Here is a 17,915-nt window from a genome sequence, read left to right as displayed (position 1 = left end):
GGGCCGCCGGTCAACGCGGGCTGGCCGGAAGCCTCGCCGGGCTGACCGGAAGCGCGGCCGGGCTGGCCCCAAGCGCTGGCGGGCTCGCCGGAAGCCTCGCCGGGCTCGCCGGAAGCGCTGGCGGGCCCGCCGGACGGATCGTCGAGTGCCGCCGGCCCGGGGCGACGCGCATGATCGCGCTCGAACCTGGATGTCAACGCCGTTGCGTTTGGCGATCGGGGCTGGGGCTGTCTCGCTAACGGTGTTTCCGGCGATCTTGGTTAGTAGGTTTCAGCGGCTGGGAAGCGGTCGCTGAAGGTGATGGCGAAGGCGTTCAACGCGGGTTTCCAGCGCATCGTCCATCGGGTTCTGCCTGCTCCGGTGGGGTCCAGGGATCGGGTCACCAGGTACAGACACTTCAACGCGGCCTGTTCGTTGGGGAAGTGGCCACGGGCCTTCACGGCCCGCCGGTAGCGGGCGTTGAGCGACTCGATCGCGTTCGTGGAGCAGATGACCTTGCGGATCTCCAGGTCGTAGTCGAGGAACGGAATGAACTCGGCCCAGGCGTTGTCCCAGAGCCGAATCACCGCCGGATACCGGCCGCCCCACTTCTCCGCGAGGTCGTCGAACGCGGCCTTGGCCGCGTCAGCGTTCACGGCGGTATAGATCGGCTTGATGTCCCGCTTGAGCTCATCCCAGTAGCGGCGGGACGTGAGCCGGAACGTGTTGCGGATCAGATGGATGATGCAGGTCTGCACCACCGTTCGGGGCCACACGTTCGTGACCACCTCCGGCAGCCCTTTGAGGCCGTCGCAGACCAGGAAGAACACGTCCTTGACGCCCCGGTTGCGCAGGTCGGTCAACACACTCATCCAGAACTTCGCGCCCTCACCGCCGGCGCCGGCCCACAGCCCGAGGATGTCCTTATCACCGTCGAGGGTGACCCCGATCGCGGCGTAGAACGGCCGGTTGGCGACCTGCCCATCGCGGACCTTGACCACGATCGCGTCGATGAACACCGCCGCGTAGATCTCGTCCAAGGGCCGGTGGGACCAGTCGGTCATCTCCTCGATCACCTTGTCGGTGATCCGCGAAATCGTCTCCTTCGACACCGAAGCCCCGTAGATCTCGGCGAAGTGCGCCGAGATCTCCCCGGTCGTGAGCCCTTTGGCATACAGCGACAACACGACCTCGTCGACCCCGGACAGGCGGCGCTGCCGCTTGCGCACGATCTGCGGCTCGAACGTGCCAGCCCGGTCCCGCGGCACGTCGATCTGCACCGGACCGTTGGCCTCGGTCAACACGGTCTTCGACCGGGTTCCGTTACGGATGTTGCCCGACCCCGCCCCGGCCTGGTCGTGTTTCTCGTAGCCGAGGTGCTCGGTCATCTCCTCGTTCAGCGCAGTCTCCAGGACCGTCTTGGTCAACTGCTTGAGCAGCCCGTCCGGGCCGGTCAACGACAGCCCTTGCTCCTTTGCGGCCCGAACCAGCTCGGCGGCGGCTTTCGCCTCCGCCGACGGCTCGGGCCGCTTCCTGCGTCCGGTCTGCTCGTTCAGCGTCGCGGTCATCACGGCACCCTCCTCACCAGGCACAACGCCCGGCAGGTCAGGCCGGAAACACCCTTAGACCCACACTCCCAACGGCGTTGACCCGGATGTAGTGGCCTGGGCGTGTCGGTGAGGCCACTACATCGTGGTTCGAGCACGATCTTCGGCGCGGGGCGCGGGGCGCGGGGCGCGGGGCGCGGGGCGCGGGGCGCGGGGCGCGGGGCGCGGGGCGCGGGGCGCGGGGCGCGGGGCGCGGGGCTAGCCGGTGGAGAGGGTGTCGGCCGTGTCGGCCAGGATGGCCCAGGTTTCGTCGATGTACCGTTCGGTGGTCTGCGGTGCGCCGATCGCCAGCCGTAGCGTGTAGCGGCCGGCCACGCGGGTGTGGGTCAGGTACGCGCGTCCGGTGGCGTTGACCGAGGTCAGCAGAGCCGCGTTGGTGTCGTCGTCGGCGCATAGACGGAAGCAGACCAGGGAGAACGGGTGTGCCGCCGCCAGCTCGAACCGGTCGTCGGCCCGGACCCGTTCGGCGAATCGCGCGGCCAGCGCCACCCCGGTACGGATGTGCGCCCGCAGACCCTCGACGCCGTACCAGCGCAGCACGAACCACAGCTTCAGGGCGCGGAACCGGCGGCCGAGTGGCACCTGCCAGTCCCGGTAGTCGATCACCGCGCCGGACTCGGAGGCGGCGCTGCGCAGGTACTCCGGCAGCACGGTCAGCGCCTCGATCAGCTCGGTCCGGTCGGCCACCCAGAAGGCGTCGCAGTCGAAGCCGGTGAGCAGCCACTTGTGCGGGTCGAAGCAGTACGAGTCGGCGTACTCCAGGCCGGCGTGCGACCACCGCAGCTCCGGGCAGATGGCGGCGGCGCCGGCGTACGCGGCGTCCACGTGTAGCCAGATGCCGTACTTGGCGCAGATGGCCCCGATCTCCGGTAGCGGGTCGATGGCGGTGGTGGAGGTGGTGCCGATGGTCGCCACCACGAGGGCCGGCACGTCACCGGCGGCCAGGTCGGCCTCGATCGCCGCGCGGAGCGCGCCCGGCAGCAGCGCCTGGGTGTCCGGGTTCACCTCGATCGAGCGGACTCCGTCGCTGCCCAACCCGGCGATCCGGGCGGCCTTCTCGATGGAGGAGTGCCCGTGCGTGGAGGTGTACGCCCGGTAGCGCCGGTCGATGCCGGTGTCGCGCCACCGGCCTCCGCTGGCCCGGTGCAGCGCTGCCAGGGTGGCCACCAGGGTCGCCGAGGACGCCGAGTCCTGGATGACCCCGCCACCGGTGCTCGTGGACCGAAACCGCTCCGGCAGGTCCAGCAGGTGGGCCAGCCAGTCCATCATCACCGTCTCCAACTCGGTGCCCGCGGGGCTGGTGGCCCAGAGCATGCCCTGCACCCCGAGCCCGGCGCTGACCAGGTCACCGAGGACGCTCGGCCCGGAGGTGTTGGCCGGGAAGTAGCCGAAGAAGCCCGGGTGCTGCCAGTGGGTCAGCCCCGGTACGACGATCGAGTCCAGGTCGGCGAGGATCGCCTCGACCGGTTCGCCGCCGGTGGTGGGCGGCGCGGTGGGCAGGGCCGCGGCGACGGTGCCCGGCGGGTCGGCCGGCGCCACCGGTCGGTGCTGCACTGTCGTCCAGTAGTCGGCGATCCAGTCGACCACGGCGTGGCCGGCGCGACGGAACTCGGCGGGGTCCATGTGGTTGGCGCTCACCCGAACGAGTTGATCAGGCATCGATCGCCGGGGCAAGGCCGCCGCCGCCAGCCCGGAAGCTGCGCTCCGAACTCCGTCGCCGCCAGCCCGGTGGCTGCGCGCCGAACTCCGTGGCCGGCCAGCCCAGCGACATCGATCGATGTTGCGTGTCGGAAAGCGCTTGCCCTACGATGCGCGGTGAGTCGGATCCGTGAGTCCCAGGGCGTTCTCCCGACCAGATCGCCGTCCGCCGCCGTCGCGGCAGGTTCGCTCCACCGTGCTTCCCGGGCAGGGCCGGTGGGCCAAGGCGATCACCACCGGATCTCCGGAGGCAGTCCATGCACCCGTCCAGACATCGGCTGTTCCTGCTCGCCGCCACGACGGCGGTCGCCGCCACGACCGCCACCGCCGTGGTGGCCGGCACCCTCGGCGCCGTTGTCGCCTCGGCCGCCGCCGTCGGCTGTCGTGTCGACTACCAGATCACCAACCAGTGGCAGGGCGGCTTCGGCACGAACGTCACCGTCACCAACCTCGGCGACCCGGTCAACGGGTGGACGCTCACCTGGTCGTACGCCGCCGGCCAGCAGGTCACCCAGGCGTGGAACGCGACAGTCAGCCAGTCCGGCGCGCAGGTGACCGCACGCAACGTCGACCACAACGCCACCATCGGTACGAACGGCAGCGCGTCGTTCGGCTTCAACGGTTCGTGGACCGGCAGCAACCCGGTGCCGAGCAGCTTCGCGCTCAACGGCGTCACCTGCACCGGCGCGCCGCCCACCGGGGAACCGACCACCCCACCGCCCACCACCCCACCGCCGACCACCCCTCCGCCGACCACCCCTCCGCCGACCACCCCTCCGCCGTCGAGCGGGAGACTGCAGATGGAGAACCTGGACCGGGGGCTGGTCAGCGTCCGCTCCGGCAGCGGCAACCTGGTCTCCTGGCGGCTGCTCGGCACCGAGACCTCCGGCATCGCCTTCAACCTGTACCGGGGCTCCACCAGGGTCAACGCCAGCCCGATCACCGGCGCCACCAACTACCTCGACAGTGGCGCGGCGGCCGGGTCGGCGTACACGGTGCGGGCCGTGGTGGGCGGCGTCGAGCAGGCGGCGTCGGCACCGGCGGCGCAGTTCGGCGCGGGCTACCTGGACGTGCCGTTGCAGGTCCCGCCGGGCGGCACCACCCCCTCCGGGGAGAGTTACTCCTACAGCGCCAACGACGCCTCCGTCGGCGACCTCAACGGCGACGGCAGCTACGAGATCGTGCTCAAGTGGGACCCGTCGAACGCGAAGGACAACTCCCAGTCCGGCTACACCGGCAACGTCTACGTCGACGCGTACACCCTCACCGGCACCCGGTTGTGGCGCATCGACCTGGGCCGCAACATCCGGGCCGGCGCCCACTACACCCAGTTCCAGGTGTACGACTACGACGGCGACGGCCGCGCCGAGGTGGCCATGAAGACCGCCGACGGCACCCGCTCCGGCACCGGCCAGCTCATCGGCTCGTCGTCGGCGGACCACCGCAACTCCAGCGGCTACGTGCTGTCCGGCCCGGAGTACCTGACCATGTTCAACGGCCAGACCGGCGCGATCCTCTCCACGGTCAACTACGACCCGCCGCGCGGCACCGTCTCGTCCTGGGGCGACTCGTACGGCAACCGGGTGGACCGGTTCCTCGCCGGCACCGCCTACCTGGACGGGCAGCGCCCCTCACTGATCATGGCGCGCGGCTACTACACCAGGGCCGTGATCGCCGCCTGGGACTTCCGCAACGGCACGCTGACCAGGCGCTGGACGTTCGACTCGAACGCGTCCGGCAACGGCGCCGTCGCCGGTCAGGGCAACCACCAGCTCTCCGTCGCCGATGTCGACGGTGACGGCCGCCAGGAGATCGTGTACGGCGCGGCCACCATCGACGACAACGGCCGGCTGCTGTACTCCACCGGCAACGGGCACGGCGACGCCCTGCACGTCGGGGACCTCGACCCGAGCCGTACCGGCCTGGAGGTCTTCAAGGTCGACGAGGACGGCAGCAAGCCCAGCTCGTACTTCGCCGACGCGCGTACCGGTCAGGTGCTCTGGTCCACGCCGGCCTCCGGTGACAACGGTCGGGGCGTCTCCGCGGACATCTGGGCGGGCAGCCCCGGCGCGGAGTCGTGGTCGTCGGCGGCCTCCGGGCTGGCCAACACCAGGGGTCAGAACATCGGCCGGAAACCGTCCTCGGCCAACTTCCTCGCCTGGTGGGACGCCGACCCGGTGCGGGAACTGCTCGACGGCACGAAGATCGACAAGTACGGCACCGGCGGGGAGACCCGGCTGCTCGACGGCAGTTCGGTGGCGTCCAACAACGGCACCAAGTCCACCCCGGCGCTCTCCGGCGACATCCTCGGCGACTGGCGGGAGGAGGTGATCTGGCGCACCAGCGACAGTCGGGCGTTGCGGATCTACAGCACACCCACCCCGACCAGCGTCCGGATCCACACCCTGATGCACGACCCGCAGTATCGGGTGGCCATCGCCTGGCAGAACACCGCCTACAACCAGCCGCCGCACCCGGGGTTCTTCATCGGCAACGGGATGACCGATCCGCCCACGCCGGACATCTACCTCAGGTGAGTCGGATCGCCTAGGGTGGCAGGCACCGGGCCGCAGCCGCGGAATCCGCTCAGCTCCGGCCCGGTGCTCCACACCGCGGCATTCCCAACCCGTCCCGACCGGGAATGCCGTACCACCACCGGAACCAACATTAGGGACCGTCCGGGTCGGCGGGGTGACGCTGACGTGAAGATCGTGTTTCACGCCGGCTGGCGCAGACCGCCCGCCACCTGCTCGGCGACCAGTTCGTACGAGCGCACCCGGTCCTCGACGTCGTAGACGAGCGTGGTCAGCATCAGCTCGTCCGCCCCGGTGCGCTCCTGCAACTCGGTGAGCTGCCGGCGTACCGTCTCCGGGGAACCCATCGCCTGGCCGTCGCGACGCGCCAGGACGAACTCCCGCTCGACCTCCGTGTACGGGTAGGCCGCCGCCTCGTCGGGCGTGGCCAGCGGCTCGGGGCGTCCGGAGCGCAGCTTCAGGAACGACAGGGCGCTCGGCCCGGCCAACCACTCGGCCCGCTCGTCTGTCTCCGCGCACACCGCGTTGACCGCCACCATCGCGTACGGCTTGTCCAGCCACTGCGACGGCCGGAAGTGCTGCCGGTACAGGGCCAGCGCCGGCAGGGTGTTCGCCGAGCTGAAGTGGTGGGCGAAGGAGAACGGCAGACCGAGCAGGCCGGCGAGCTGGGCGCTGAAACCGCTGGAGCCCAGCAGCCACACGGCCGGTTGCTCACCCCGACCCGGCGTGGCGACGATCTGCCCCGGCTTCTCGCCGCTGAAGTAGTTCATCAGGTCCGCCAGCTCGCGGGGGAAATGCTCGGCGGACAGGCCCTCCATGGTGCGCCGAAGCGCCAGCGCGGTCACCTGGTCGGTGCCGGGCGCCCGGCCGATGCCCAGGTCGATCCGGCCCGGGTGCAGCGCCTCCAGGGTGCCGAACTGCTCGGCCACCACCAGCGGCGCGTGGTTGGGCAGCATCACCCCGCCCGACCCGAGCCGGATCGTCGAGGTGTTGGCGGCCAGGTGCGCCAGCAGCACCGCCGGCGCCGAGCTGGCGATGGCCGGCATGTTGTGGTGCTCGGCCACCCAGAACCGGTGGTAGCCCAGCTCCTCGGTGCGCCGGGCCAGCTCGGTGGTGGCCGCCAGGGCCGCGCCGGCGGTGGCGCCCCGGGCCACCGGAGCAAGATCAAGAACAGACAACGGTACGGTGATCACACGTGGTGCCAACCCGTTGGCCTGCCCGTTCATTCCGCCACCATCAACCCATCCCGCGCGCCTGCTCGAAGATCAGGCTGGTCTGCGTGTGCTGCACCGCCGGGTCGACAGCGAGCTGGTCCAGCACGAAATCCCGCAACGCGTCCCCCGACGCCGCCCGCACGTGCAGCACGTAGTCGTCGGCGCCGGCCACGTGGAACACCGACACCACCCCCGGCAGCCGCACCGACCGGGCCCGGAAGGCGTCCACCGCCGCGCGCTCGTGCGCGGTCAGCCGTACCGACACCAGCGCCTGCAACGGCAGGCCGAGCGCGGCCGGGTCCACCTCGGCGTGGAAGCCGCGGATCGCCCCGCGATCGCGCAGCGCCCGGGTGCGCGCCAGGCACGTCGACGGCGCCACCCCCACCCGCTCGGCGAGGGCGTTGTTCGGTAGCCGGCCATCCGCCACCAACTCGGTCAGGATCGCGCGGTCCACGTCGTCCAGCGCCGGATACGGCCGCAGAACATTCGACTCACTGGGCATCGCGCCATCCTCGCCCGAACACGACGCGGAAACCAGTGCCTTCGACAGAATGATCTGCCGATCTATTGCCTCCGCCCCGGAGGATGTTCGACGCTTCGGGCATGACGACGGTGGACACCCGGGCCGTACACGCCGGCCGCGACGACCTGCGCGCCCTCGGCGTGCACGTGCCACCCATCGACCTCTCCACCACCAACCCGCTGCCCTCGGTCGACGACGGCGGCGCCGCCTACGAGCGGTTGGCCACCGGCGGCACGCTCCCCAGCGAGGGCGGCGCGGTCTACCAACGGCTCTGGAACCCGACCGTCGCCCGGTTCGAGAGCGCCCTCGCCGAGCTGGAGGGCACCGCCCAGGCCGTCGCCTTCGCCAGCGGAATGGCCGCCCTCACCGCGACACTGCTCGCCGCCGCCCGCGACGACCGCCGGCACGTCGTCGCCGTCCGCCCCCTCTACGGCGGCACCGACCACGTCCTCGCCGCCGGCCTGCTCGGCACCACCGTCAGCTGGGCGTGCCCCGGCGAGGTCGCCGCCGCCGTCCGCCCGGACACCGCGCTGGTCATCGTCGAGACTCCCGCCAACCCCACACTCGACCTGGTCGACATCGCCGCCCTCGCCGCCGAGGCCGGCGACGTCCCGCTGCTCGTCGACAACACCGTCGCCACCCCCGTGCTGCAACAACCCGCCCGACACGGCGCGACACTGGTCCTGCACAGCGCCACCAAGAGCATCGGCGGGCACGGCGACGTGCTCGCCGGCGTCGTCGCCTGCGACGCCGACTGGGCCGCGCGCCTGCGCCAGGTCCGCGCGGTCACCGGCGCGATCCTGCATCCGCTCGGCGGCTACCTGCTGCACCGTGGCCTGCAAACCCTCCCGCTGCGGGTCCGCGCCCAGCAGGCCACCGCCGAGAAACTCGCCGGCTGGCTGGCCGACCACCCCGCCGTACACCGGGTGCACCACCCCTCGACGCACGACCCGGCGGCGCTGGTCGGCCGGCAGATGGCCGGACCCGGCAGCCTGCTCGCCTTCGAGGTACGCGGCGGCGCGCCCGCGGCGGCGGCCGTCGCCGACGCCTGCCACCTCATCACCCACGCGGTCTCCCTCGGCGGCGTGGACACCCTCATCCAGCACCCGGCCTCGCTCACCCACCGGCCCGTCGCGGGCGACGCGAAGCCCGCCGCCGCCCTGCTGCGCCTCTCGGTCGGCCTGGAGGACTCCGAGGACCTGCGCGCCGACCTCGCCCGAGCGCTCGACACGATCGCCTGATCAGCGCAGCTCGCGGTTGCCCAGCACCCGGGTCGGGGAGCCCTCCCGGGTCACCCGCAGCATCGCCCGGCCGATCCCGTCGGTGGTGGTGACGTGGTTCGGCAGCAGCCGACGCAGCACCGGAAAGAGCGGACGGGTGGCCGCGTACCCGATCCGGTAGGCCCGGGTCCGCGACACCGCCCCGTAGGTGGGCTGGATGAACCCCGGCCGCGCCGCGTAACCGTTGGGCAGCAGGCCCATGATCTCGTTCTCGGTACGGCCCTTGACCCGCGCCCACATCACCCGGCCCCGCCCGCTCGAATCGGTGCCGACACCGGAGACGTAGACGAACGTGACCTGCGGGCTCACCTCGGCCAGCAGCCGCGCGGCGGCCAGCGGATAGCCGTAGCTGATCCGGGTGTACGCGGCCTCGTCGAGACCGAGGGAGGACACCCCGAGGCAGTAGAAGCATGCGTCCACGCCGGTCAACTCCGCGCGTACCGACTCCAGGTCACCGACGTCGGCGACCGTCAGCTCGCGCAGCTTCGGGTCCCGCTGACCGGTCGGCCGGCGGCCGACGGTGAGCACCTCCCGCACGTCCTCGGCGAGCAGGCACTCCCGCAGGACGCCCTGACCGACCATTCCGGTCGCACCGAAGATCACCACCCGCATCAGAACCACCCTCCGTCGTGGACCCCGCAAGGCTCCCACGCTCATGCGGGTCGCCGTCCCCACGCCGGTCGATCATGAAGTTATTGCCTGCGACATCGGCGTGTCGGCGCAATAACTTCATGATCGACCGGGCCGGGTGGGGGTGGGGTGGGTGGGTGGGTGGGGGTGGGGTGGGGGGTCAGGATTTTGGGCCTACGTGGCGGTCGAGGGTGGCGACCGCGTCGCGTCGTGCCACCGACAGCGAGTTGCGTCGGTTCATCCGCCAGGCGATGCCGAGCAGGTCCAGGCCCCACTGGCAGAGCCCCATGATGTCGGCCGACTCGTTGACGAACATGTAGCGGGGGTAGACGTACGTCCTGCCACGCATTGTCACCCGGTTGGCGCATCGACAGCCGTCGGAGTGGAACAGGCCGCGCAGGAAGTCGCCGGGGTGCTGCTCGATGATCGGTCGTTGCCAGTCGGCGAGGACGATCGGTCGCTCGTGTTTCTTGCCGGGACCGTGCTGCGGGAGCAGGCACGGCCAGTGCAGGCCGTAACTCTGCACGCCCACGCAACCCTGCTTCTGGACCCGTTGCACCTTCGAGGCCAACACGGCTCGCATGGCCACATCGCACGCCTCGATCAGCCCGGGCCAGTCATCGGAACAGTAGATGCGCAACACCGGAACACGTGCGGACGTGACCAGGTGACCGTCGCCGAGGTAGAGACCGAGCAGGTATGCGTAGGAGCCGGGATCTGTCGGACTGTCGACACCCGCCCGGCAGCGGAAACACCGGAGCTGGGTGCTCTGCTGCTTCGCGTCCGGCCGGTCGTTGCACCAGTGCCAGACGGTCCGATATGGCAAACCGACAGCGCGAGCTGTGTCCGCCACGGTGCTGCCGGCGAGGAAGAGCCGTCGAGCACGGGCTCGGATCTCAGGTGGATGCACAGGGTCATCTTCGAACACCTGTACGACATTGATTTGTGCCCTCGGTGGGATTCGAACCCACACTGTATGGAGTTTGAGACCATTGCCTGCTGCCAGTTGGGCTACGAGGGCGCTTCCCTGATTCAGCACTGACAGGATACCCACTACGCTGAAGGCGGCGACACCCGGCTGGGCGGGTGCCCGTTCGAACTGGTGGGGGTAGGGCTGGTGGCTGAGACGCCGACGGATGCCGAGCGCAGGCGCGTGCTGATCGCCGAGGACGAGGCGCTGATCCGGCTGGACCTCGCCGAGATGCTTGTCGAAGAGGGTTACGAGGTGGTCGGGGAGGCCGGCGACGGCGAGACAGCCGTCCGCCTCGCCGAGGAGTTGAAGCCCGACCTGGTCATCCTCGACATCAAGATGCCGATCATGGACGGGCTGGCCGCCGCCGAGCGCATCGCCGGCGCGCGGATCGCCCCGGTGATCATCCTGACCGCGTTCAGTCAGCGCGACCTGGTGGAGCGGGCGCGCGCGGCGGGCGCGATGGCGTACCTCGTGAAGCCCTTCCAGAAGAGCGACCTGGTCCCGGCGGTGGAGATCGCGCTGTCGCGTTACTCGGAGGTAGCGGCCCTGGAGGCCGAGGTCGCGAGCCTGACCGACCGCCTGGAGATCCGCAAGTCGGTGGAGCGCGCGAAGGGCGCGCTGATGACCACCTACGGCATGACCGAGCCGCAGGCGTTCAAGTGGATCCAGCGCACGGCGATGGACCACCGGATGACAATGAAGGAGGTCGCCGAGCGGATCCTCGCGGAGACCTCCGGCGGCGAGGTGTCGCAGCAGCCGTCCGTCTGAGCGCGCGGTCGGCCGGGTCGTTTGCGGCGTTAGCATCGACGGGTGTCCGTTCGACGGGTGATCGCGGTGTTCGGCCTTCTCGCGCTGCTGCTCGCCGGATGTGACGGCCCGGCCACGCCGGGTGGCGCCGGAGCCACGACGGCCGCCGCGCCCGCGCTGCGGCCGGCCTGGCAGCCGCTGACGCTGCCCGCCCCGCCCGGTCCCGCCGGCCGCGCCCTGCTGCGCGACGCGGCCGCCTGCGCGGGCCGCTGGTTCCTGGTCGGTGGCCTCGCGGATTCCGCCGGTGGCACCCGCCCGGCGGCCTGGACCAGCATGGACGGTACGACCTGGACGGTGCTTCCGGTCCGACCGGAGTCCTTCTACGGCAAGCAGAACGTGTTCCTGTCGGCGGCCTGCCGGGATGGGCGGGTGGCGGTGATCGGCGCGAAGGTCGGCGGCGCGCACGGCTATCCGAGGGTGAGCACCTGGCGGCAGGTGGCCGACGGCGCGCTGGTCGAGGTGCAGGCGCCGTTCGAGACGTACGGCGGGCCGACGGCGGTGAACGTGTCCCGCCTGACGGCCGGCGCGCCGGGTTGGTTGATCGTCGGCAACCGTTCGGCGGGCGCGGCGTCCTGGGTGGCGTCGCCGGCGGCGGCCGAGTTCACGCTGATCGAGGGCGCGCCGGAGCTGGCCAGCGACAGGGTGGGTGTGACCTGGGCGTTCGACGCGGTGGCGACCTCCTCGGGGTGGCTGGCGGTGGGTGGTCTGCTGCCCGCCGGCCGGATCGACCGGGACCCGGCGGTGTGGTCGTCGCCGGACGGGCGGTCGTGGCGACGCACCGTGCTGCCGGGCGGCTCGGAGTACGAGGAGTTGCAGCGGGTCGTGCTGGTCGGCGGCGTGCCGGTGGCGGTGGGGCTGCGCGGGGCGACGTTCGGCGCGTGGCGGCAGGAGGGCGCCGGTTGGGTGGCGGCCGGGACGTTCGGGCGACGGTCCGGCGCCGGGGTGCCGGTGGTCGTGGCGTTGGTGTCGTCCGGTGATCGTCTGTTCGCCGCCGTGGCCGACGGGTCGCGGCACTCGGTGTGGGTGTCGACGGACCGTGGCGAATCGTGGCGGGAGGTCGCGATGCCGGCCGATGTGCCGGCGGGCGTCGACCGGGATGTGGCGCTGGTGGCGGTGGGTGACCGGTGCTGGTTGGCCGCCGACGACGGCACGCGGGCCGGTTTGTGGTCGGCGACGGGCATCGGCGTCTGAATGCCGACATTCGGGTGGCGCTCCGGCGTTGATCCGTCATGAACCGACGTCTGCGCAGGTGATCAGCCGTTTCGGCGGCGTTTTTCCGTGTCGGTGAGCGTGCGCGGACTGGGCCGCGAGGCGGGCTTAAGGACCGTCTGGCCGATTCACCTGTTACGGGCATCGACGAGATTGCCCACGTCTTCGTAACGGTTTCGCAGACCCCGCCTTCAGGCCTTCCGAGACGACATGTCGTGTCGGTACGCTCCGCCATCACGAGCCGTAACGCAGGGGGTGTCCCTGCGGGGTGGGTGGAATTGCGGTCAGCTGCTGTCGCCGTCGCTGCGGGTCAGCCGCCGTCCGTATCTCGAGGAGGTCAGGAAGCCGTGAGGCGAAGCTATGTACGGGCGCTGGGCACCGTCGCGCTCGCCGCGACCCTGGTGGTTGCGGCTGGTTGCCAGGATTCCGGTGGCGGCGAGGGTGGCACCGCGTCGGGCGACTGCGGTGGCAAGATCGCGATCTTCGGTGCGTTCACCGGCGACAACGCGGGTCTGGTGATCCCGTCGCTGAACGGCGCGAAGCTCGCCGTGGAGCAGTTCAACACCGCGAACCCGAACTGCAAGGTCACCATGCAGGAGTTCGACACCCAGGGTGACCCCGCGGTGGCGACCCCGTTCGCGAACCAGATCGCGGGCGACAACTCGTTCCTCGGTGTCATCGGTGGTCACTTCTCCGGTGAGTCGGACGCCACGATGCCGATCTACCAGGCCGCCGGCCTGGCCATGGTCAGCCCCTCGGCGACCCGCACCGACCTGACCCAGAAGGGCAACACGTCCTTCTACCGGGTGGTCGGCAACGACGGCACCCAGGCCGGCGCGGTGGCCAGCTACCTGAAGACCCAGAACGCCACGAAGGTCTTCATGGTCGACGACGCCAGCGCGTACGGCGCGGGCATCACCGACGAGCTGGGCAAGCAGCTCGGCCCGCTGGTCGTGAACAAGGACAAGGTCCAGGAGCGGCAGACCCAGTTCGACGCCACCATCTCCAAGATCAAGGCCGCCCAGGCGGACTTCGTCTTCTACGGCGGCTACACCCGTGAGGCCGCGCCGCTGGTGAAGCAGATGCGTGCCGCCGGTGTCCAGGCCAAGTTCGTCGGCCCGGACGGTCTCTACGACACCGCGTTCCCGTCGGGTGCCTCCGGTGGCGCCGAGGGCGCGATCATCACCTGCCCGTGCCTCCCGGCCGACAAGGCCGGCGGCACCTTCTCCGCCGACTACCAGAAGAAGTTCGGCATCCCGCCGGGCTCCTACGGCGCTGAGGGCTTCGACGGCGCGACCATCTACCTGGACGCCTTCAAGGCCGGCAAGAAGACCCGGGCGGACATCCTGGCGTTCGTGAAGTCGTACGACAAGCAGGGTGTGTCGAAGTACATCAAGTTCGACTCGAAGGGTGACGTGGACCCGACCAAGGTCGTCATCTGGGCCTACCAGATCAAGGGCACCGCTATCGAGCCGCTGCAGGAGCTCAAGCTCAGCTGACGCCCAGGCAGTGGAGTGCGGCCGGGGTGTCTCACCCCGGCCGCACTCGATTCAAGGAGACCCCCGGTGCATTTTGATGAACTGATCGGCCATCTCGGCCAGCACACGGTCGATGGCCTGTCCAAGGGCGCCATCTATGCCCTGATCGCGCTTGGCTACACCCTCGTCTACGGCGTCCTTCGCCTGATCAACTTTGCGCACTCCGAGGTCTTCATGGTCGGTACCTTCGCGGTGCTGATCCTGTGGACGCAGCTCGGCGTGCAAAATAACCCTCCGGTCGGCCAGGCGATCCTCTTCCTGGTGCTCGGCCTGATCGTCGCGGCCGTCGCCTCGGGCGGTACGGCCCTGGCGTTGGAACGGATCGCGTACCGGCCGCTGCGGCGCAAGAACGCGCCGCCGCTGATCTTCCTGATCACCGCTATCGGTCTGTCGCTGGTCTTCGTGGAGCTCTTCGGGCAGGTGCTGCCGAAGCTGCTCGGCAGCGCGCTGCCGGAGGCGTTCGGCCGGCCCCGGCAGATCGTCGGTATGCCGACGATCATCCAGCAGGAGACCCTGTTCACCATCGGCAACACGGCGATCACGAACATCCAGGTGATCGTCTTCGTCGCGGCCGTCGCGATGATGGCGGTGCTGGACTGGTTCATCAACCGCACCCGGTACGGCCGGGGTGTGCGGGCGGTGGCCCAGAACCCGGAGACAGCCGCGCTGATGGGCGTCAACCAGGAGCGCGTGATCATGCTGATCTTCGTGCTCGGTGGCATCATGGCCGGCGCCGCCGCGCTGTTGTGGAGCATGCGGTTCGGCTTCACCCAGAACAGCATCGGCTTCGTGCTGGGTCTGAAGGCGTTCACCGCCGCGGTCCTCGGCGGCATCGGCAACCTGCGCGGCGCACTGCTGGGCGGCCTCTTCCTCGGCATCGTCGAGGTCTACGGGGCGACGCTCTTCGCGTCCAACTGGGAGGACGTCATCGCCTTCGTGGTGCTGATCGTGGTGCTGATGTTCCGGCCCACCGGCCTGTTGGGTGAGTCGCTCGGGAGGGCCCGCGCATGATCGACAAGATCCGCTCCGCAGACCGCCGTCGGGTCGGTTTCCTGACCTCGATCGGCGATCGCTGGCAGGCGCTGCCGAAGTGGCAGAAGGCCATCGGCGTGGTCGCGCTGCTCGTGTTCATCTACTCCCTGCCGTACCTGGGCAAGCTGCCCGGCGGTCTCATGATCCCCGGTCTGAACGACCTGCGTACCGACTCGATCGAGGGTGGCAACAACTGGGCGGGCGTGCTGTTCGTCTGCGCCATCTACGTGCTGGTCGCCATCGGACTGAACGTGGTGGTCGGTCTCGCCGGCCTGCTCGACCTGGGATACATCGGCTTCTTCGCCATCGGCGCCTACAGCGTGGCGCTCTTCGGTTCGGTGAACTCGCCGGTGGTCAAGTGGATCCAGCAGGAGTTCGACCTGCCGCCCACCTGGGCGGTCACCTGGGGCATCTGCCTGCTGATCGCGATCGTGCTGACGATGATCTCCGGCGTGCTGCTGGGCTGGCCGACGCTCCGGCTGCGCGGTGACTACCTGGCCATCGTGACGCTCGGCTTCGGCGAGATCATCCGGATCGTGGCCCGGAACGCCACCGGTGTCACCAACGGTCCGGTCGGCATCTCCGCCATCCCGGGTCCGGAGGGTCCGCCGGCGGCGGACAACAAGGTCTTCGGTCTGATCGACGCGAAGCCCTGGTACTGGCTGGCGATCACCTTCGTACTGCTGATGGTGATCCTGGTCCGTCGACTGGAGCACAGCCGGGTCGGTCGCGCGTGGCTCGCCGTCCGCGAGGACGAGGACGCCGCAGCGGTGATGGGCGTGTACCCGTTCAAGTTCAAGCTGTGGGCGTTCGCCATGGGCGCGGCCCTCGGTGGCCTGTCCGGCTTCCTCTTCGGCAGCCGTAACGCGTTCATCGACCCGACCCAGTTCAACGCGAACCTCTCCATCCTCTTCGTCGCCATGGTCGTGGTCGGCGGCTCCGGCAACATGGTCGGCGTCTCGCTCGGCGCCGTGCTGTTGGCGTACCTGCCGGAGCGGTTCCGCGACTTCGCCGACTACCGGTGGTTGGTCTTCGGCCTGGCCATGGTGCTGGTGATGATCCTGCGTCCGCAGGGCCTGATCCCGAGCCGGCGGCGAGCCCGCGAGTTGAAGGACCGCGCGTCGGAGGCAGAGGAGGCGCCCGCTCATGTCTGACCAGACCACCAGCACGTCAGCGCCGAAGATCCCGGCCCAGCCCGGTCCCCGGTCGGTGTTGCTCGAAGTCGACGACGTCACGCTCCGCTTCGGCGGCGTGGTCGCCCTTGACAAGATCAATTTCCAGATCTACGAGGGCGAGATCCTCGGCCTCATCGGGCCGAACGGCGCCGGCAAGACCACCAGCTTCAACGTGATGACCGGTGTGTACCGGCCGACCTCCGGGGCGGTCCTGTTCCGCGGCCAGAGGGTGACCGGCCGTAAGCCGCACCAGATCAGCCAGTTGGGCATCTCCCGGACGTTCCAGAACATCCGTCTCTTCCCGGAGATGACGGCTCTGGAGAACGTCATGGTCGGCACGGACTCCCGGCACAAGACCAGCGTGCCCGGGGCGCTCTTCCGGTTGCCCCGGAAGAAGGCGAAGCCGCACGAGTTGCCGCAGGTGACCGCCGAGTCGGGCATCCAGCGGACGTGGCAGGAGACGCGCCTGACGTTCGCCAAGACGTTCGGGTTGTCCCGGCACATCCTGGAGGAGCGGGCGGCGGAGGCCAAGGCGCTGGAGCTGTTGCGCTTCGTCGGCATCGCCGACCGGGCCAACGACGAGGCGCGCAACCTGCCGTACGGCTACCAGCGCCGGTTGGAGATCGCCCGCGCGCTGGCCACCGAGCCGAAGCTGATCTGCCTGGACGAGCCGGCCGCCGGCTTCAACCCGGCGGAGAAGGAGGAGCTCCTCACGCTGATCCGCAAGATCCGTGACATGGGCCTGACCGTCCTGCTCATCGAGCACGACATGCGGCTGGTCATGGGCGTCACCGACCGGATCGTGGTGCTGGAGTTCGGCCGCAAGATCGCCGAGGGTGCGCCCGCGGAGGTCAGCCGCGATCCGAAGGTGATCGCCGCGTACCTGGGGGAGTCCGCCGATGACGCTGCTTGAGCTGGACAACGTCGCCGTCGCGTACGGTCGGATCGAGGCGTTGCACGGGATCAGCCTCACCGTGAACGAGGGTGAGGTGGTGGCCCTGATCGGCGCGAACGGCGCCGGTAAGACCACCACCATGCGGGCCATCTCCGGCACCCGCTCCCTCGCCAACGGCAAGATCACCTTCAACGGCGAGGACATCAGCAAGCTCCGCGCCGACCTGCGGGTGGTCCGGGGGCTGTGCCAGTCGCCCGAGGGTCGGCAGATCTTCCCCGGCATGACGGTCATGGAGAACCTGGACATGGGGGCGTACACCCGGCGGGACTCCGCCGGAATCGCCGCCGACCTGGATCGGGTGCTGACCCTCTTCCCGCGGCTGGCCGAACGGCGCAAGCAGGCCGGTGGCACGCTCTCCGGCGGTGAGCAGCAGATGCTCGCCGTCGGCCGGGCGTTGATGAGCCGCCCGAAGCTGCTGCTGCTCGACGAGCCGTCGATGGGTCTGGCCCCGCTGGTGATCCGCCAGATCTTCGACATCATCACGGAGATCAACCAGCAGGGCACCACCATCCTGCTGGTGGAGCAGAACGCCCAGCAGGCACTGTCGCGGGCACACCGCGGGTACGTGCTGGAGACCGGCCGGATCGTGAAGGAGGGGTCCGGTCAGGACCTGCTGCACGACCCGTCGGTCAAGGAGGCGTACCTCGGCGTGGCCTGAGCCACCCCGACCGGCGGCCGGTCGTCCTTCCCGGGGGACGGCCGGCCGCCGGCGTGTGCGGCCGGTCCGTCGTTTCGACGTCGCGGCGGCCGTGCCGCCGGCC

The 17,915-nt window shown here is 70.1% G+C and carries 15 protein-coding genes and 1 tRNA gene; 9 read left to right on the top strand and 7 right to left on the bottom strand.

Annotated features, from left to right (window positions below; all coding sequences use genetic code 11):
- Nucleotides 1-260: 260 nt before the first annotated feature.
- Both O7634_RS00445 and O7634_RS00440 read right to left on the bottom strand, forming a co-directional pair.
- Complete coding sequence (locus O7634_RS00445) at nt 261-1,547, bottom strand: IS256 family transposase (RefSeq protein ID WP_278148195.1); 1,287 nt, start codon at nt 1,545-1,547, stop codon at nt 261-263.
- 237 nt (nt 1,548-1,784) lie between these two features.
- Nucleotides 1,785-3,224 (bottom strand): pyridoxal-dependent decarboxylase, encoded by a 1,440-nt coding sequence (locus tag O7634_RS00440; RefSeq protein WP_278148194.1) that lies wholly within the window; start codon nt 3,222-3,224, stop codon nt 1,785-1,787.
- 317 nt (nt 3,225-3,541) lie between these two features.
- Here O7634_RS00440 and O7634_RS00435 point away from each other — a divergent pair, with 317 nt between their 5' ends.
- Nucleotides 3,542-5,821 (top strand): cellulose binding domain-containing protein, encoded by a 2,280-nt coding sequence (locus O7634_RS00435; RefSeq protein WP_278148193.1) that lies wholly within the window; start codon nt 3,542-3,544, stop codon nt 5,819-5,821.
- Nucleotides 5,822-6,000: 179 nt separating this feature from the next.
- On the opposite strand, the gene O7634_RS00430 is transcribed toward O7634_RS00435, so the two are convergent.
- Nucleotides 6,001-7,044 (bottom strand): LLM class flavin-dependent oxidoreductase, encoded by a 1,044-nt coding sequence (locus O7634_RS00430; protein WP_278148192.1) that lies wholly within the window; start codon nt 7,042-7,044, stop codon nt 6,001-6,003.
- A 10-nt stretch (nt 7,045-7,054) separates the two neighbouring features.
- A complete protein-coding gene (locus tag O7634_RS00425; RefSeq protein ID WP_278148191.1) occupies nt 7,055-7,534 on the bottom strand; it encodes an Lrp/AsnC family transcriptional regulator in 480 nt (159 codons plus the stop codon).
- Nucleotides 7,535-7,617: 83 nt separating this feature from the next.
- Between O7634_RS00425 and O7634_RS00420 the strand changes: the two genes are divergently transcribed.
- Nucleotides 7,618-8,796 (top strand): PLP-dependent aspartate aminotransferase family protein, encoded by a 1,179-nt coding sequence (locus tag O7634_RS00420; RefSeq protein ID WP_278148190.1) that lies wholly within the window; start codon nt 7,618-7,620, stop codon nt 8,794-8,796.
- On the opposite strand, the gene O7634_RS00415 is transcribed toward O7634_RS00420, so the two are convergent.
- The 3 genes from O7634_RS00415 to O7634_RS00405 all read right to left on the bottom strand — a co-directional run bounded on the left by O7634_RS00415 (nt 8,797) and on the right by O7634_RS00405 (nt 10,486).
- Complete coding sequence (locus O7634_RS00415) at nt 8,797-9,447, bottom strand: NAD-dependent epimerase/dehydratase family protein (protein WP_278148189.1); 651 nt, start codon at nt 9,445-9,447, stop codon at nt 8,797-8,799. It lies immediately after the preceding gene.
- A 178-nt stretch (nt 9,448-9,625) separates the two neighbouring features.
- The gene (locus O7634_RS00410) at nt 9,626-10,291 is read right to left on the bottom strand and encodes a transcriptional regulator (RefSeq protein ID WP_278148188.1); all 666 of its coding nucleotides are present in this window, start codon (nt 10,289-10,291) and stop codon (nt 9,626-9,628) included.
- A gap of 120 nt (nt 10,292-10,411) precedes the next feature.
- Nucleotides 10,412-10,486: transfer RNA gene (locus O7634_RS00405), tRNA-Leu, on the bottom strand.
- A gap of 96 nt (nt 10,487-10,582) precedes the next feature.
- On the opposite strand from O7634_RS00405, the gene O7634_RS00400 reads away from it, so the two are divergent.
- The 7 genes from O7634_RS00400 to O7634_RS00370 all read left to right on the top strand — a co-directional run bounded on the left by O7634_RS00400 (nt 10,583) and on the right by O7634_RS00370 (nt 17,812).
- Complete coding sequence (locus tag O7634_RS00400) at nt 10,583-11,206, top strand: response regulator (protein ID WP_278148187.1); 624 nt, start codon at nt 10,583-10,585, stop codon at nt 11,204-11,206.
- 42 nt (nt 11,207-11,248) lie between these two features.
- Entirely contained in the window at nt 11,249-12,436 is a 1,188-nt protein-coding gene (locus O7634_RS00395) for a hypothetical protein (protein ID WP_278148186.1), read from the top strand.
- A gap of 365 nt (nt 12,437-12,801) precedes the next feature.
- A complete protein-coding gene (locus O7634_RS00390) occupies nt 12,802-13,953 on the top strand; it encodes a branched-chain amino acid ABC transporter substrate-binding protein (protein WP_278148185.1) in 1,152 nt (383 codons plus the stop codon).
- Nucleotides 13,954-14,019: 66 nt separating this feature from the next.
- Nucleotides 14,020-15,003, top strand: a complete 984-nt coding sequence (locus tag O7634_RS00385; protein ID WP_278148184.1) for a branched-chain amino acid ABC transporter permease — start codon at nt 14,020-14,022, stop codon at nt 15,001-15,003.
- Nucleotides 15,000-16,178 carry a branched-chain amino acid ABC transporter permease gene (locus tag O7634_RS00380; RefSeq protein WP_278148183.1) on the top strand — a complete coding sequence of 393 codons (1,179 nt, stop codon included), beginning with the start codon at nt 15,000-15,002 and terminating at the stop codon, nt 16,176-16,178. Before O7634_RS00385 ends, O7634_RS00380 begins: the two co-directional genes overlap by 4 nt.
- Nucleotides 16,171-17,112 carry an ABC transporter ATP-binding protein gene (locus O7634_RS00375; protein WP_278148182.1) on the top strand — a complete coding sequence of 314 codons (942 nt, stop codon included), beginning with the start codon at nt 16,171-16,173 and terminating at the stop codon, nt 17,110-17,112. The genes O7634_RS00380 and O7634_RS00375 overlap by 8 nt, the downstream gene beginning before the upstream one ends.
- The gene (locus O7634_RS00370; RefSeq protein WP_278148181.1) at nt 17,099-17,812 is read left to right on the top strand and encodes an ABC transporter ATP-binding protein; all 714 of its coding nucleotides are present in this window, start codon (nt 17,099-17,101) and stop codon (nt 17,810-17,812) included. Before O7634_RS00375 ends, O7634_RS00370 begins: the two co-directional genes overlap by 14 nt.
- Nucleotides 17,813-17,915 lie beyond the last annotated feature (103 nt).

The organism is Micromonospora sp. WMMD1120, assembly GCF_029626235.1.
Taxonomy (GTDB): Bacteria; Actinomycetota; Actinomycetes; order Mycobacteriales; family Micromonosporaceae; genus Micromonospora.
Note: the sequence above shows the minus strand (reverse complement) of the source record. Positions and strands in the feature narration are given on the sequence as shown.

Excerpts from the sequence above, each read along its gene's own strand:
- O7634_RS00445 (WP_278148195.1), bottom strand. The coding sequence starts at position 1,547 with ATGACCGCGACGCTGAACGAGCAGACCGGACGCAGGAAGCGGCCCGAG.
- O7634_RS00435 (WP_278148193.1), top strand. The coding sequence starts at position 3,542 with ATGCACCCGTCCAGACATCGGCTGTTCCTGCTCGCCGCCACGACGGCG.
- O7634_RS00430 (WP_278148192.1), bottom strand. The coding sequence starts at position 7,044 with ATGAACGGGCAGGCCAACGGGTTGGCACCACGTGTGATCACCGTACCG.
- O7634_RS00425 (WP_278148191.1), bottom strand. The coding sequence starts at position 7,534 with ATGCCCAGTGAGTCGAATGTTCTGCGGCCGTATCCGGCGCTGGACGAC.
- O7634_RS00420 (WP_278148190.1), top strand. The coding sequence starts at position 7,618 with ATGTTCGACGCTTCGGGCATGACGACGGTGGACACCCGGGCCGTACAC.
- O7634_RS00415 (WP_278148189.1), bottom strand. The coding sequence starts at position 9,447 with ATGCGGGTGGTGATCTTCGGTGCGACCGGAATGGTCGGTCAGGGCGTC.
- O7634_RS00380 (WP_278148183.1), top strand. The coding sequence starts at position 15,000 with ATGATCGACAAGATCCGCTCCGCAGACCGCCGTCGGGTCGGTTTCCTG.
- O7634_RS00375 (WP_278148182.1), top strand. The coding sequence starts at position 16,171 with ATGTCTGACCAGACCACCAGCACGTCAGCGCCGAAGATCCCGGCCCAG.
- O7634_RS00370 (WP_278148181.1), top strand. The coding sequence starts at position 17,099 with ATGACGCTGCTTGAGCTGGACAACGTCGCCGTCGCGTACGGTCGGATC.